This window comes from Syntrophales bacterium (assembly GCA_023229765.1).
Classification (GTDB): Bacteria; Desulfobacterota; Syntrophia; order Syntrophales; family UBA5619; genus DYTH01.
The window spans coordinates 40,507-55,441 of record JALNYO010000012.1; the positions used below are offsets into that span (position 1 = coordinate 40,507).

The window sequence follows — 14,935 nt, forward strand, 5'->3', positions numbered from 1 at the left end:
AAAGTTTTTGGCTGAGGATTATGTCAAGAACGTCGAAAAATTGGGCAAGCCCAGGGGGAAAGAAATCTTGCAGAGATTGGCCGAGCTTGTCGGTTATGAGCTATGAAACGCACAGTAACGGGACTGGATGGTATTATGGAAAAATTAGAAGTAAATTAGGAGGATGTTATGAAAAAGATCACGTTCCTATGTTTTTTCACAATCTTGATGGTGATCATCTGTCTGGTTTATGAGCCATCAATTATGAAGGCCGAGGCTGGCACAGATAAGGCGATTGAACTCCGCCTAGCGACATATGCACCTGTGGGAGAAGGAAGCATCTCCGAAGCGTTGGCTGCTTACGCCGATGAGGTTAAAAAGCGGACCAATGGCAAGGTTACGATAAAGATCTTCTGGAGCGGGTCACTTGCCAAGATCACAGAGATTCCCGGGGCAGTAAAAAGCGGTATGGCCGACATGGGATCTGTGGTCGGTCAGTACCACCCGGAGATGTTTCCCTATGACTTTGGAGCCAGTCTCGATATAATGGCTTTGGCCGGGATGCAGAGAGGTGACTGGATTAAGCCCTACCGCAAACTTTATGATGAGTTCCCAGAGGTGCGTAATATCTTCAAGAAACAGAATCAACGGATGATCGCTTTTTGGGAGTACGACAAAGTCGGTATTATTAGCACCAAACCGATAAGGAACCTTGCCGACCTCAAGGGCGTTAAGATACGATCCCCTGGCAAATACTTTTCGAAGATCTATAAGGAAGCGGGAATGATTCCCGTCGTCCTTCCCTCCACTGATGCATATGACGCGGTTTCCAGGAACATGGTTGGCGCCATTAGCTCAACCCCCGATACGGCGATCAAATATCGGTGGTACGAGGCATGCAAGTACTGGGTCGATATTCCTATGTTTGGGACCTCATTAGTTTATTTCCTCTCGATCAATCTGGATACCTGGGAGAAGCTGCCGGCTAGGGAGCAGAAAGTGATCTTAGAGGTGGGAAAAGAGCTTACAGAAGGCTTCCCGATGCGCATGGCACAGGTTGATGCGCAATTTCGAGAGCTTTTCAAGAAAAGGGGCGGAGAAATTATCACCTTTTCTGAGGGTGATCAGAAAGTATGGAAGGCCAGGACTGCCAAACCAATCTTCGATGATTATATAAACCGGGTTGAGGAAAACAACGTCGCTCGCGGCAGGGAAATATTGGAACGGTTTGCCGAACTCATCAAATACAAGCCGTGACCGAAGCTGGGAAAAAAGTTTTTTTGCGTTTGAGTTTAACCAGCGTGAGCGGGGATAGGGAGCTGAAACCCTCGCTGGCGCTTGGCAAGGATGGACAAGAAGTGGGGAAACACAGCAAATCGGTAAAATAACAGATTAGAGGAGCCATGACGGGCCGCTATCGGAAAGCCAGCGTCCACGTTTAGAAGAAATGGAGAACGTAATGACTCAGCGAGATTTTGGCCCTTTGGCGGGGATCAGGGTTTTAGATGTAGGTGTAAACATTGCTGGACCTTTTGGTGCTACCCTGCTGGGTGAATTCGGAGCCGAGGTCATAAAGATTGAACTCCCTGGAACAGGGGACACGATGAGGCACATGGTTCCTCTTTATGAAAACAAATCTCTGAGCTGGGTTGTCCTTGCGCGAAATAAGAAATCGATCACTCTTGATATAAGAAAGAGGAAGGGGCAGGAGATACTGAAACGCTTGGTTAACGTTTCTGACGTTTTAGTGGAGAGTTTCAGACCCGGAACCATGGAGAAATGGGGCCTCGGCCTTGATCAGCTTCATGAAATCAACCCAGGTTTGATTATGATTCGGGCGACCGGTTTCGGACAGAGTGGACCTTATAAGGACCGGGGCGGATATGACAGGGTAGGTGCCGCGATGGGCGGCATGACCTATCTTACAGGCTTCCCAGATTCGCCGCCTGTTCGGGTTGGGCTGAATATCTGTGACCAAATCACCGGCCTGTTCAACGCTCTCGGGGCTTTGTTGGCCTTGTATCATCGCGATAGAAGATCCGATGGCAAAGGAAACAAAGGACAGTCGGTAGACATCAGCTTGTATGAATCGATTTTTCGGCTACTGGAGTCCGTGGTGGCCGATTACGACAAGCTTGGGCTGATACGGGAAAGGGTCGGAAACGCAAATGAGATTGTTGCTCCAGCGGAGAACTTTGAAACAAAAGATGGCAAGTGGGTTGTTTTTGTAGTGACCAGCAATAAACTATTCCACCGTTTTTTGGTCACCATCGGCCACGCGGAGCTGATCGATGATCTGAGGTTTAAGTCAAATCCACAAAGAGTCAAGAATAGGGATGCCCTTCACCGGCTCAGCGCGGATTGGTTCAAGAACAAGACATTTTCAGAGATCAACGAAATTTTTCTGAAAGAGGGGCTTCCTTTTGGGCCGGTCTACAACATAAAGGATATATTCGAAGACCCCCACTACCGCGCCCGGCACAACATCATACAGGTAGATGACCCAATAATCGGACCCGTGAAGATGCAAAATGTAACACCAAGACTCTCCCTGACCCCTGGACGGGTGGTGACCAGCGGCCCCGAACTGGGTCAGCACAACACCGAAATTTACGGGAAACTTTTAGGCCTTACGGGAGAGGATTTAGATGCTTTCAAGAAAGAGGGCATCATATAAGCTATAAGGTGGGCGATCAAGATTGGCCTCATCATGTCTAAGATTGCCGCTTGGAAACGTTGCTTCATGATTTTAGATCGGGATAAAGCATGATTATAAAGCTCCTCGGCATTTGTGGCAGCCCTGTGAAGAACGGAAACACTCAAGCTTTGTTGGAAGAGGGCCTGCGAAGCGTGCAGCAAACCGGGCAGGTGGAAACGGATAGTGTTTCCTTGGCCGGGATGAGAGTCGAGGCCTGCAAGCATTGCAACTGGTGTGTGCGCAACCAGGCAGAAGACAAGTTTTGTGCCATTGAGGACGAGATGGAGAGCCTTTATGCAAAGATGATTTCTGCTGATGGCATAGTTATAGCCACACCCGTTCACGCCGGAAGGCTCAGTGGGATAATGGCCAACGCTCTTGATCGAATGAGGGTCTTCAAGTACGGCAGGGTCTACGGCGGTAAGTTAGCCTTTAAGGTAGGCGGAGGCATGGCTGTGGGCTTCGTGCGCGATGGCGGATTGGAGATGACACTTCTGAGCCTTGCCGCTTTCTTTGAGACCTTTGAGATGATCATCGCAGGCAAAGGTGCCACCGGGTTAACGAGCCTTAATGGCACTGGTAGGCTCAAGAAAGGGGTGAGGAAAATGGTTCTTGAGGACGAGTACGGCCTCCGGAGTGCCCGGAAATTGTGCGCCCGCGTCGTTGATCTCTCTCGACGGCTCAAAGGCTGCCAGATAGAGAACTAATATTGAAGAAAAATGTGCGAAGAATTTGAGCGCGTGAGTCGGAGTAGTCCCAATAAGGTACTGTAACTTTACAAAGCCAGTGAAGAAATACAAAATATTTAGGAGGTCAGGTGATTATAATACCAGATTTGATTAGGCGAAGCGTGAGGCGGTACAGGGACAGAGTCGCAGTAGCTTATAATGGTCAAGAGATAACCTTTGGTCAGTTTATGGATAGGGTAAATCGGCTGGCCAATGGCCTGAGAGGGCTTGGATTAAAAAAGGGCGACAACGTGGCTATCCTCATGGGCAACTATCCGATTATGGTAGAGTCCCAGTTTGCCCTATCTATGGCTGGGATGGTGTATATTAGGACCAATCCCCGCCTTTCGGCCAAAGAGTACCTGAGGATACTCAATGATTCTAAAGCCAGAGGCATATTGGTGGGAAACGAGTTTGGGGACATTATGGCGGAGGTGGCCACTGAGCTTCAACACGCCGAATTCATTATCTATGACGGTAGTGGGGCTAAAGGGTGGATTAACTATGAGGAAATAGTTGATCAGAGTCCTAATGATGATCAGTGCGTTAAAATTTCGAGCGAAGATTACAATTCGTTGCGGTATTCATCTGGAACTACGGGCCACCCGAAAGGAATATTACACACGGAAAGAAGCCGGATGGCCTCTCTAATTAACGTGTTAGTAGACACACCGATTAGTGATGAGGATGTTATGTTACATGTGAGTTCGCTTTCACATGGCAGCTCCCTCTACTTTCTAGAGTGTTTTGTCCAAGGGGCAAAAAGCATAATTTTGAACTCATTTGACCCTGAAAGTTTCTTTCATACAATTGAGAAAGAGCGCGTTACCAAAACCTACCTTGTTCCGACCATGATTAGCATGCTCTTGGATGCTGATAGGCATGATCAATACGACCTCTCCAGTTTGGATTGCGCGATTTATGCCGGTTCGCCTTTGGCGCCACAGAAATTGAGAGAAGCCATCGGAGTCTTTGGCAATATCTTCCATCAGGTTTACGGTCTTGGCGAGGCACCCAATGTGATTACTTCCCTCAACAAAAAGGATCATCTAGCTTTTATGGAACGGGCGGAAAAAAAGGAGCAATTGTCTGCTGGTCGCGCCTCACTGCTCTCTCTGGTCAAGATTGTTGATGAGGCTCGCCGCGAGTTGGGGCCGGGAGAAGTAGGCGAAATTGTTATTAAGAGTGATCAGTTGATGAAGGGATATTGGAACTTGCCTCAAAAAACCGAAGAAAGCTTTCATGAGGGATGGTTCTACACTGGCGATATAGGTATGAAGGATGAACTGGATTATCTGTATGTGGTGGAGAGAAAAAAAGATATGATCATCAGTGGGGGCTTCAATGTTTATCCAGCGGAGGTGGAACGCGCGATCTGTTCTCATCCTGCGGTTTCAGAGGTTGCGGTAGTCGGCATCCCGGATGAAAAATGGGGAGAAGTGATAAAAGCGTTTGTGGTTATCAAACGGGGCATAAAAGTCAGCGAAGAGGAGATTATTAATGTGTGCAAGGAAAATATTGCCAGCTTCAAGAAACCAAGGAGTGTTGAGTTCGTGGACTCCTTGCCTAAAACCGCAACAGGCAAAATCCTGAAAAAGGAACTGAAACTTAAGTCTGATAAAAAGTAGGAGTAATAACAATGGTGCTATGCCATGGGTGGCACAAGACATGATAACTTTAGACTCTTGATGCCTCTAAGATGAGCAAAGGCTTGTTTTGGGACAGCCTGTAGGTGGAAAGAAAGGTAGTAGTAGAGAAGTGGTACAACCCTTAAAACATTTTAGAATACTTGATATCTCTCGTAACATTCCGGGGCCTTATTGCACGATGCTCTTGGCGGATCTTGGAGCTGAGGTGATTAAAATCGAAGACCCTGCTGGAGGTGAGGTTATCAGAGATCTAATCCCAGGACTTTATGAGGCGGTCAATAGAAATAAACTGGGGTTAACATTAAACTTGAAATATTCAGCGGGCAAGGAAATTTTTTACAACTTAGTGAAGAAATCACATGTCGTTGTAGAAGGGTTTAGACCAGGTGTAGTAAACAAACTTGGCGTGGATTATGAAACGTTGAAGAAGATTAATCCATCACTGGTTTATTGCTCGATTTCTGGATACGGACAGACAGGACCCTATCGTACCCGTCCAGGGCATGATATTAATTATGCGGCAATGTCTGGAGTCCTCTCCCTGCCAGGTAGTATGGGAAAACCACCGCAAAGAGCTTCACTGCCGTTGGCCGATCTAAGCGGGTCTATGTTCGCAGCTATTTCGATACTGGCAGCATTGCTGGATGAAAAGGGAAATGAGGAGAAGGGGACATATATCGATGTATGTATGTTGGAATGTTTGATGTCTTGGACAAGTGTTAGGGCAGGCTCTTTTGTACTCAGAAACGAAGATCCAATTCCGGAAGAAATGGGGCATTTGACACCAAATAACGATTCATACACTTGTAAGGATAACAAGGGATTAAGTTTCGGGGCATTTGAAGATCATTTTTGGAAAAAGTTATGTGTTGCCCTTGAAAGAGATGATCTGATTAAAGACCCCAGATTTTCAACGCATGGATCAAGGATCAAAAACTTTAAGGAACTGAAGTCCATAATACAGAAATGCATTGGTAAATATGACAGAGGATTTTGGTTGGAACGTTTTGGGTCAACAGATGTCCCATTTGCCCCTATTTACACTATTAAGGAATCTTTTGAAGACCCACACATTTTGGAGCGAGAGCTCCTTGAAATTATTGAAGACAATAATGGAAAAAGGCTTCGGCAAATCCTCTATCCTGGAAAATTCTCTGAAAAGCGACCAATGGTGAGGCTACCCCCTCCACGGGTAGGTGAACATACAGAGAAAATTTTGAAGGAGTTGGATTATAGTCGTAAAGACATAGACATGTTTAGAAGCAAGGGGATAATTTGAAGGTCTGTGCTGTTGGGTAAGCAATTGTTGAGAGAGTGTTTTGCCTGTAATTTCCCGTCTTTTTGCTGCACTCAAGGCACAAAAAGCCCGGCGGGTTTCTGGGATTCAGCCTCTGAGTCTCGCTCGTGCCGCATGGGGCAAGTGCTTGCAACTTTTAAGTAAGCTTTTAAGTAAATAATATGAATCTGTATTAATGGAAAGGAGTTTAAAAAATGGATGACAAGGGATTACCTGGGAAGTTCTATGAGGAATTCACTATCGGTGAAGAATTTACTACACCCTCAAGAACCATAACAGAAGCGGATGTGGTTAATTTTGCCGGTATTTCGGGAGACTTTCATCCTTTACACATGGATGAAACATATGCGCAAAAGAGCATTCATAAGGGAAGGATTGCCCATGGTAGCTTAGTTATAACGATTGCTACTGGGTTATTAGCTCGATTGGGCCTATGGGAAAGTACGGCAGTCGCAAATCTTGGATACGAATGGAAGTTTCAAAAAGCTGTAAAAATTGGGGACACTATCACAGTCAAGCTCAGTATTGTGGACAAAAAGGAAACTAAAAAGAAAGAGACCGGAATTATCCAGAGGGGTATCAAGATAATTAATCAGAACGGTGAGACTGTTGTCTCCGGAGGCTCACCTTTTCTTGTTAAGAGAAAAATAGTGTGAAACTAATGTAGTAATTGGTTAATTTGAGGGACAAAAATGAATTTCATGTTAAGCGAAGATGAAAAAATGTTTCAAGATAATTTTCGCAAGTTTGTGCAGAGGGAGATTGCTCCTTTAGTGGGTGATGCTGAGGAAAAGCACAGGTTCCCGGTCGAGCTATTTCCGAAGCTGGGCAAGCTTGGGTACTTAGGCATAAGATTTCCTGAAAAATACGGTGGCGCAAACGCGAATATGCTTACGGAGTGTATATGGGAAGAGGAAATGGCCCGCGTAAATGTTGGTATTTCTACATCAATCGGCCTTGGTTCAGCTATCGCCTTTCACGCAATTAATGAGTTTGGAACCGAGGAGCAGAAAAGGAAATTCTTGTTACCTGGAAACCAAGGCAGATTGATTGGTGCAATCGCAATTACGGAACCAAATGCGGGATCAGATGTCGCCGGGATTCAGACCAATGCAAAAAAGGATGGGGAATTCTATATTCTTAACGGGTCAAAAATGTGGATTACTAATGCGACAATAGCTAATGTTATTGTGGTGATTGCTTATACCGATAGAGATAAGGGCCCTGATGCAGGTATAAGCATGTTGATCGTTGAAAAAGAGACTCCCGGGTTAACATCCAAAAGTATAAAAAAGATGAGTAGCAAGTCAGCGGATACTGGTGAGATTAATTTTGAAAATTGTATTATTCCGAAAGAAAATTTACTTGGGAAAGAGGGTATGGGCCTACGGAATTTCTCTGATGCGTTCTTAGGTGGACGCCTTTTAAATGCAGCGAGAAGTTTGGGTAACAGTGAAGCCTGTTTTGAAATCGCCAAGAAATATGCCTTGGAACGCATTCAATTTGGAAAACCTATCTGCAAGTTCCAGGCCATTAGATTTAAGTTGGCAAGTATGGCGGTGGAACTTGGTTTGGTCCGTACTTATGTATGGCAAGCAGCAAGGATGTATGAAGCGGGTAGATTGTCCAGAAAGATCGCTTCAACAGCAAAACTATATGCCAGTGAAATGGCTCAAAGGGTTGCTGCCGAGGCGATGCAAATTCATGGTGCATATGGGATTTCGGAGGAATACGACATTGAACGGCGTTTTCGAGATGCACGCACCATGACTGTAGGAGAAGGGACATCTGAAATCCAGAGGATGATTGTTGCTCACGAGATAGGTCTTTAATGTGAAGTATAGGAGGTAGGGAAATATGGAGCAACTTGAAACGAAAGTCGGAAATGTTGGAGAAGGGAAAATATTAGTTCGCGGATACCCCTTACAGGATTTGATAGGCAGCCTGTCCTATGCAGGTGTATTATTTTTGGTCTTAAAAGGAGACTTGCCTACTGAAAATGAAGAAAAGATGATGAACGCAGTGCTAACAGCTATAACGGATCACTTCTTTGTAAACGCCGCTGTGCCTGCCGCACGTTTTGTTGCAACAGGGAATCCTAATTTTCCTACTGGGGCTATTGCTGCAGGAATTTTAAGTCTTGGTTCTGTAACAGGATCTCCTCAGGGCTCTGGCGAGTTTGTGGAAGAATCTTATCGGCATATGAAGGAAAAGGATTTGAGCATTGGAGATGCGGCCGCTGAAATAGCCAGTTCCTGCAAAGAGAATAAGGTTAGGATTCCGGGATTTGGCCATCGTTCACACCCTGAGGGCGATCCTCGTGCCATGAGGCTTCGCAAACTTGCTGAGGAATATGGAGTTGTGGGTGAGAAGATTCGATTATATGAGGCGATTAATAAGGAAACGGTAGCGCTATCTGCAGGCAAATTGCTGCCAATTAATGTTGACGGAATGATGGGGTGCATACTTGCTGAGCTAGGTATTAATCCTCTTTGTATGGGCGGTATTGGTGCGATATCGTTTATGCCGGGGATAATTGCTCATACTGTTGAAGAAATAGAGGCCCCTGAACGCAGTAGTATTAGGAGATTTTTTAATCAGTATATTGATGCAAAATATACAGGTCCCGCTGAACGTGAGGTACCTAAAGAACGATTGAAATGAAGTGACAAACGAAGGAGGAGCGTATGTTTTCGTGTATGTCGATTAATATGGTAGGTAATGTGTGACTTTCTTGTAATGGTTACCGTAAACAGATGGTAATGCTCCGGGAATATCTCGTTTTTTCAGATGCAAAGGTGTTAGTTCAGGAATCACGAAAATGTAATCTGAAAATGGTGGCGTATTGAATGAGAAAATATTTATTATTTCCTTGTTGTAGTTCTGTAGAGTCCTGTTTGAGGAATAGTTTTTAGGAGGAGATCATACGTGAGAGATCTTTACAGTCAGTTTACCCCGCTTAGTTTTGAGGGGGAGAACAAGGTATTGAGTCTAACAGAGGCTATAAGGAGATTCATTCGGCCCGAGATGAGTCTTCATTTCATGTCCATGCATTGGCGCCCCAATGCGATTATTTATGAACTGTTTCGCCAGTTTCATAAGAAAGATCCCAAATTTATTTTTATAGCCACATTTGTGATAGGGCCTGCAGTAATTTGTTTTCACAGCGGAATGGTAAAAAAAGTGATAACAACTTTTTTAGGAGATTCCCATCCGTTTCCTGGTCCTAACCCGGTTTACGTTAACTTATTCAGAGATCGGAAGTTGGAGATCGAAAACTGGTCAGTATTGAGTCTTAACCAGCGGCTTATGGCCGGAGCAATGAACCTTGGGTTCTTTCCAACAAGATCTATTCTCGATAGCAGTATGGCAGATGAGAATAGCGAGAGTTTTTCTGTAGTTGATAGCCCTTTTGATGCTGGGAAGAGGGTGGGTGTAGTGAAGTCATTAAGGCCTGATCTTTCTTTGGTGCATGGGCTTGCAGCCGACCAATATGGAAATACTATTCTCGCGCCTCCTTTTGGAGAAGATATCTATGGAGTTTTAGCGAGCAAGGAGGGTGCCATCGTCACTGTTGACAGAATTGTATCTTCAGACTTGATAAGAAAGTATTCTCACATGGTAAAGTTACCAGGACATTTGGTAAAGGCGGTTTGTGAGGTTCCATTTGGTGCGCATCCAAATGGGGTGAACAACCAGAAAGTGCCGGAAATCGAAAATTATAGTGATGATATTGACTTTTTCATCGACATCAGAAAGGCATGCAAGAAGCAATCAAGTTTGGATTTATGGATTGAGGATTGGGTTCTTGGATGTGAGACACATCAGGATTATTTGAGAAAATTGGGATATGGCAGGATCAATTCTCTCAAAGGGAGAACGCAATCTGATTCATGGATGTATGAAGTAAATTGTTTAGTTGACGATGCTGTAATTAATAAAGAGCTAACGTCCCCTGAATTGATGATTTGGATTTGCGCTCAAAAAATCATCGAAAAGGTGAAAAATGGAGGATACAAGCTAATTTTGCCTGGAGCGGGTTTATCTAATCTTGCAGCGTGGATGGCCCATTATCTTCAAGACAGCAATTGCGACCTTTCTGTAAACCTCATTTCAGAATGGGGATATGGTGGATACCATCCTCAGCCCGGAAATCCTTTTCTGTTTAATGATGCTAATAGTCGGACTTGCAAGTTCTTGAGCGATGTTGGGATGACTCTAGGGTGTTTTTTCTCTGGGTATGAAAATAATGAGTGTTTGGGTATACTTGGTGGAGCTCAGATAGACAAGAATGGAAACATTAATTCAACTCGGATTCCGCCAATGACTTATATCACGGGATCAGGGGGCGCAAACGATGTTGTGTCTGGCGTTAAGGAGGTTGTCGCTGTAATTTATCAGGACAAAAATAGATTTGTTGAGAAGGTCCCATACATTACAAGCCCCGGGTGCAGGGTAAGCACTGTAGTGTCGCAACTGGGGGTGTTTGAAAAAAGTGAAGAAAATGGCGAATTTTGTCTCACAGCATATTTTTCAAATGCTCAAACAGACAGAGAGGAGATAATTAGTAGCATTAAAGAGAATTGTGGATGGGAATTGAAAGTCTCCTCCAAAATAGAGAGAATTATTCCTCCTACTAATGACCAATTACAGCTTCTGAGAATGTTTGATCCATGGGCATATTTTGTCAAATAAGGGTTTCTCACAAATGATCTTGGATGGGTGGAGTCTATGACAATCCACTTTATGAAAAGGTAATGGAAATATTTACAATATTAGAGAAGAGGGGTATGCAAAAAAACGTTTTCTACTTCAAATTACAAAGAGCAGTGGATATGTATCTGAAGGTATAATCGGGAGGGTGGATATGGGTAATAAAGTTATTTCCTTATCAAATAAAATTGCTATGGTGACAGGGGCAGGAAGAGGGATCGGGAAAAGTATCGCTTTGGGATTTGCAGAAGCGGGGGCGGATGTGGTTTTGACAAGTCGCACGTTATCTGAAATTGAAACCACCGCTGATGAGATCAAGAAAATCGGAAGAAAGGCGCTTCCGATAGTATGTGACGTCGGTAAGTCAACAGAAGTAAAAAACCTTGCTCGGGCTGCGATAGACGAATTTGGTCAGGTTGATATACTGGTGAACAACGCGGGGATTAGCCCATTTGTAGTGCCGATTGAGGATTTGGGGGAAAATGGATGGGATAAAATCCTTAACATTAATTTGAAAGGCGTATTTTTGTGTTCACAAGAGATCGGTAGAGACATGATAAAGCGTCATTCTGGAAAGATAATTAACATGACATCTATCGGTGGAGTAGTAGGCTTTCCTGGCCAGGTTGCCTATTGCGTGAGCAAGGCTGGGATTATTATGCTGACAAAGATGTTTGCTAAGGAGTGGGGCAAGTATAACATAAACGTAAACGGGATTGGACCAGGTATGGTCGAAACAAAACTCACGGAGAAATACCGAGATAACCAGGAGCTGGTAAAGAATCGTATTGAGAGTACTCCGTTAAGACGCTTTGCAAAACCTATGGATATAGTAGGAGGGGCACTTTTCCTAGCCTCTGATCTTTCAGATTATATGACCGGGCAAACTATTTTTATTGATGGCGGAAGGCTGGTTGCATGATGAGAACCATGGCGGCTAAGATTTTGTAAACTCCTTTTTATGGTAGCGACAATGCCTTTTGCTTTCTGTTGAGACTCAATATAAGATTTACAGTCGTCATTTACTTACGAACAGCAAAATGGCGAATTCTGACTTTTAACGAGGACGTCAAATTTCCCCGCCGAAGTGAAATTCTTTAGCATTGGAGGGGTTAAAATAGAGTAAGAAAATACAATTTATGAAGGAGGCGGAAATAAGATGAGAACAAAAGAAGAATACATTGAAGGACTGAACAAGATGAAGAGAAACCTCTTCATCGGCGGTGAAAAGATCGGGCGTGACGATGAGCGGTTCATCCCGAGTTTCAATGTCATGGGGAAGACCTTTGAACTGGCCCAAATGGCTGAATACGAGGGTCTCATGACGGCCACCTCGCACCTGACCGGCGAAAAGATCAACCGGTTCTGCCACATTCACCAGAACAAGGAGGATCTTCACAAAAAGCAGGATATGACAAGGTTCATATGCCAGGTTGTGGGCGGCTGCACGCAGCGTTGCATGGGGGTCGATGCGTCGAATGCCATCTATACCGTCTCCTATGAGGCAGACAAACAGAACAAAGGCGCTACCCAATACCATGAGAATTTTAAGAAGTGGCTTGAACGGTTTCAGAGGGAAGATCTGGTCGGATGCTGTGCTCAGACCGACGTCAAGGGTGATCGAATGCTGCGACCGCACGAGCAACCCGATCCCGACTCGTATGTCCACGTGGTGGAAAGGAAAAAGGATGGTATCGTCGTCCGGGGCGCCAAGCTTCATATCTCGGAATCGGCGACTGCCGATGAAATCTTGGTTTTACCGACGCGCGCGCTGCTGAAGGAGGACAAGGATTACGCCGTCTCCTTCGCCATCCCCGGCGATTGGGACGGATTGAAACAGTTGGTGACGATCCACAACTTTCGCGACAGAAAGCACTTCCCCAAGGGATTCAATGCGGGGAGCAACGACTCCTATCTGATCTTCGACAATGTTTTCGTCCCTTGGGAGCGGGTTTTTCTCTGCGGCGAATACCAGCATGGCGGAATCATGGCTCTTCTCTTTGCGCTGTTTCATCGTCACAGTTATTCCGGCTGCAAGCCGGCCCTTGGAGACCTGCTGTTGGGGGCCTGTGCGCTGGCCGCCGATGCCAACGGCATCAGCAAGGCCAAGCATGTGCATGAGAAACTGGCGGAGATTATAAAGATTAGTGAACTGGGTTACGCTGCCGGTTTTACGGCTTCCGAACTGGGAAAGCCGGAAGTTTTCATACCGGGGAAGGGTTTTGTCCCCTATGGTCCGGGCAATTATATTCCCCATTCCATTTATTGCAATGTGGGCCGGTGTCTCACCGGCGAGGCGGTCTTCCACGAGATGGAAATGTTGGCCGACATTTCCGGCGGAATTCCGGCCACCTTTCCTCATGAAGAAGAATTCGTCAACCCTGAAACGGCGAAATTGGCCAAAAAATACACCACCAGAAGCGGCAACATGTCGCCGGAGAATCAGGCACAACTCTGGCGCCATATAGGCGATTTGGCCTGCTCCGCCAAGGGAGGAATCTCCTGCTTTGGCGCGCTCCATGGCGGTGGATCTCCTAGAATGGAAACTATTGCCATTACGAGCCAGTACGATATCGAACCCCGCAAGGAGATCGTGAGAAAAGTGGCGGGTATGACAAATGATTGATGCCGTTTATGCGGGTTTTCCCCTGAACAGGATTATTTATTCTCATACAGTTTAGGGCGATCGGGCTGGTAGAAGTGGGTGTGGTCAGCGTGGATGAAGGGGGCAAGAGAATGTGGCTCGGTTTGGACGACCCATGAGATCCTTTGAGACCTTCCATATGGCTGGCATCTACTGGTATCGCTATGATGAAAACGAAGGGGAAGAAAATCGGCCCGGCGGGTCTGTCGTAATGATGGCGGATCCTATGGGTTGTGAAGCTACTCTCCCAAGGGGCGTGGCTTGCCGGGAAGGGTGTGCTTATATCCCTTCGTCCGCCCACAAGGCTATAGTTTGGAAAAAGAGTTGTTGATTCGTTAAAGTAAAGAAGGAAAAGTCATGAGCGAGTAGGTTGTTACCTACGTCAATAATTTGAGGAGGAAGGCAATACGCAAGTTGATCTAAATTCAAAAGTAGCTTTTGTGTGGGGCTCAACCAGTGGGATTGGTAAGGCTATAGCTTTGGAAATGGCAAAAAATGGGGCTGATATCGTATTAACCGGGAGATCGGAAAAATCAGCCACAGAGGCAATGGAAGAGATCGGACGATTAGGCCGCAATGTTATTTTTGAAAAGGCTGATTTGAATGAATACCAGGATATGAAGAAAGCGGTGGATGATGCTTTAGCAAAGCTTGGTAAAATTGATATTTTGGTCTCCAGCGGTGGAGTCGTTGGGAGCGGCCTAAAATCTGAATTTTTCACAAAGACAGACCCAACTGACTATTTAGCATGGACCAAGAGATGGGCATCAAGGTTATATAGCGTGAAGGCCGTTGTGGATCATATGGTAGAAAGGCAGCAGGGTAGAATTGTCCTCATCAGTACCGATGCGGGGAGAGTGCCTACTCCGGCAGAGGTTATGGCCGGGAGTATGGGGGCTGCTGTAGTTATGGCAACCAAGATTCTTGCCCAAGAATTAGCCCGATACAAGATACGGGTTAATGCCATCTGTATAACAGCCATGGAGGGCACTCCAAGTTACAATTATGCGGCTCAGCAGTCAGAATCCTTGGCCGCAATATTTAAGAAAGCTTTAGCAAAGCAACCATTCCGAGTCACTCCTGAGCATGTGGCAAATGCTGCTTTGTTCTTATGCTCAGATGAATCCAATGCCATTACTGGACAGATTCTGAGTGTGAATGGCGGGCTATCTTTCTCTGGTTAAAAAAACAGGGGGGAGTTTAATTATTACGATTAAATCCCATCTT

The 14,935-nt window shown here is 45.4% G+C and carries 12 protein-coding genes; all 12 read left to right on the forward strand.

Features of this window, described 5'->3' with window-relative positions; translation table 11 throughout:
- Positions 1-168 precede the first annotated feature (168 nt).
- The 12 genes from dctP to M0P74_08475 all read left to right on the forward strand — a co-directional run bounded on the left by dctP (position 169) and on the right by M0P74_08475 (position 14,892).
- Positions 169-1,236, forward strand: coding sequence for a TRAP transporter substrate-binding protein DctP (dctP, locus tag M0P74_08420; protein ID MCK9363607.1), 1,068 nt, complete (start codon positions 169-171; stop codon positions 1,234-1,236).
- A 202-nt stretch (positions 1,237-1,438) separates the two neighbouring features.
- Positions 1,439-2,656, forward strand: a complete 1,218-nt coding sequence (locus M0P74_08425) for a CoA transferase (protein ID MCK9363608.1) — start codon at positions 1,439-1,441, stop codon at positions 2,654-2,656.
- Between the two features lie 89 nt (positions 2,657-2,745).
- Positions 2,746-3,384, forward strand: a complete 639-nt coding sequence (locus tag M0P74_08430) for a flavodoxin family protein (GenBank protein ID MCK9363609.1) — start codon at positions 2,746-2,748, stop codon at positions 3,382-3,384.
- Positions 3,385-3,494: 110 nt separating this feature from the next.
- Positions 3,495-5,033: a long-chain-fatty-acid--CoA ligase gene (locus M0P74_08435; protein MCK9363610.1), complete on the forward strand. Its 1,539-nt coding sequence runs from the start codon at positions 3,495-3,497 to the stop codon at positions 5,031-5,033.
- 199 nt (positions 5,034-5,232) lie between these two features.
- The gene (locus M0P74_08440; GenBank protein MCK9363611.1) at positions 5,233-6,333 is read left to right on the forward strand and encodes a CoA transferase; all 1,101 of its coding nucleotides are present in this window, start codon (positions 5,233-5,235) and stop codon (positions 6,331-6,333) included.
- Between the two features lie 212 nt (positions 6,334-6,545).
- Positions 6,546-7,007 (forward strand): MaoC family dehydratase N-terminal domain-containing protein, encoded by a 462-nt coding sequence (locus M0P74_08445; GenBank protein ID MCK9363612.1) that lies wholly within the window; start codon positions 6,546-6,548, stop codon positions 7,005-7,007.
- Between the two features lie 36 nt (positions 7,008-7,043).
- Complete coding sequence (locus M0P74_08450; GenBank protein ID MCK9363613.1) at positions 7,044-8,183, forward strand: acyl-CoA dehydrogenase family protein; 1,140 nt, start codon at positions 7,044-7,046, stop codon at positions 8,181-8,183.
- Between the two features lie 25 nt (positions 8,184-8,208).
- On the forward strand, positions 8,209-9,015 hold the full coding sequence (locus tag M0P74_08455) for a citryl-CoA lyase (protein MCK9363614.1): 807 nt from the start codon (positions 8,209-8,211) through the stop codon (positions 9,013-9,015).
- Between the two features lie 264 nt (positions 9,016-9,279).
- Positions 9,280-11,046, forward strand: coding sequence for a hypothetical protein (locus M0P74_08460; GenBank protein ID MCK9363615.1), 1,767 nt, complete (start codon positions 9,280-9,282; stop codon positions 11,044-11,046).
- Between the two features lie 172 nt (positions 11,047-11,218).
- Complete coding sequence (locus M0P74_08465) at positions 11,219-11,986, forward strand: glucose 1-dehydrogenase (GenBank protein ID MCK9363616.1); 768 nt, start codon at positions 11,219-11,221, stop codon at positions 11,984-11,986.
- A 237-nt stretch (positions 11,987-12,223) separates the two neighbouring features.
- Entirely contained in the window at positions 12,224-13,690 is a 1,467-nt protein-coding gene (locus M0P74_08470) for an aromatic ring hydroxylase (protein MCK9363617.1), read from the forward strand.
- Between the two features lie 503 nt (positions 13,691-14,193).
- Positions 14,194-14,892, forward strand: coding sequence for an SDR family oxidoreductase (locus M0P74_08475; protein MCK9363618.1), 699 nt, complete (start codon positions 14,194-14,196; stop codon positions 14,890-14,892).
- Positions 14,893-14,935: the final 43 nt, after the last annotated feature.

Excerpts from the sequence above, each read along its gene's own strand:
- dctP (MCK9363607.1), top strand. The coding sequence starts at position 169 with ATGAAAAAGATCACGTTCCTATGTTTTTTCACAATCTTGATGGTGATC.
- M0P74_08425 (MCK9363608.1), top strand. The coding sequence starts at position 1,439 with ATGACTCAGCGAGATTTTGGCCCTTTGGCGGGGATCAGGGTTTTAGAT.
- M0P74_08430 (MCK9363609.1), top strand. The coding sequence starts at position 2,746 with ATGATTATAAAGCTCCTCGGCATTTGTGGCAGCCCTGTGAAGAACGGA.
- M0P74_08440 (MCK9363611.1), top strand. The coding sequence starts at position 5,233 with ATGCTCTTGGCGGATCTTGGAGCTGAGGTGATTAAAATCGAAGACCCT.
- M0P74_08445 (MCK9363612.1), top strand. The coding sequence starts at position 6,546 with ATGGATGACAAGGGATTACCTGGGAAGTTCTATGAGGAATTCACTATC.
- M0P74_08450 (MCK9363613.1), top strand. The coding sequence starts at position 7,044 with ATGAATTTCATGTTAAGCGAAGATGAAAAAATGTTTCAAGATAATTTT.
- M0P74_08455 (MCK9363614.1), top strand. The coding sequence starts at position 8,209 with ATGGAGCAACTTGAAACGAAAGTCGGAAATGTTGGAGAAGGGAAAATA.
- M0P74_08465 (MCK9363616.1), top strand. The coding sequence starts at position 11,219 with ATGGGTAATAAAGTTATTTCCTTATCAAATAAAATTGCTATGGTGACA.
- M0P74_08470 (MCK9363617.1), top strand. The coding sequence starts at position 12,224 with ATGAGAACAAAAGAAGAATACATTGAAGGACTGAACAAGATGAAGAGA.
- M0P74_08475 (MCK9363618.1), top strand. The coding sequence starts at position 14,194 with ATGGCAAAAAATGGGGCTGATATCGTATTAACCGGGAGATCGGAAAAA.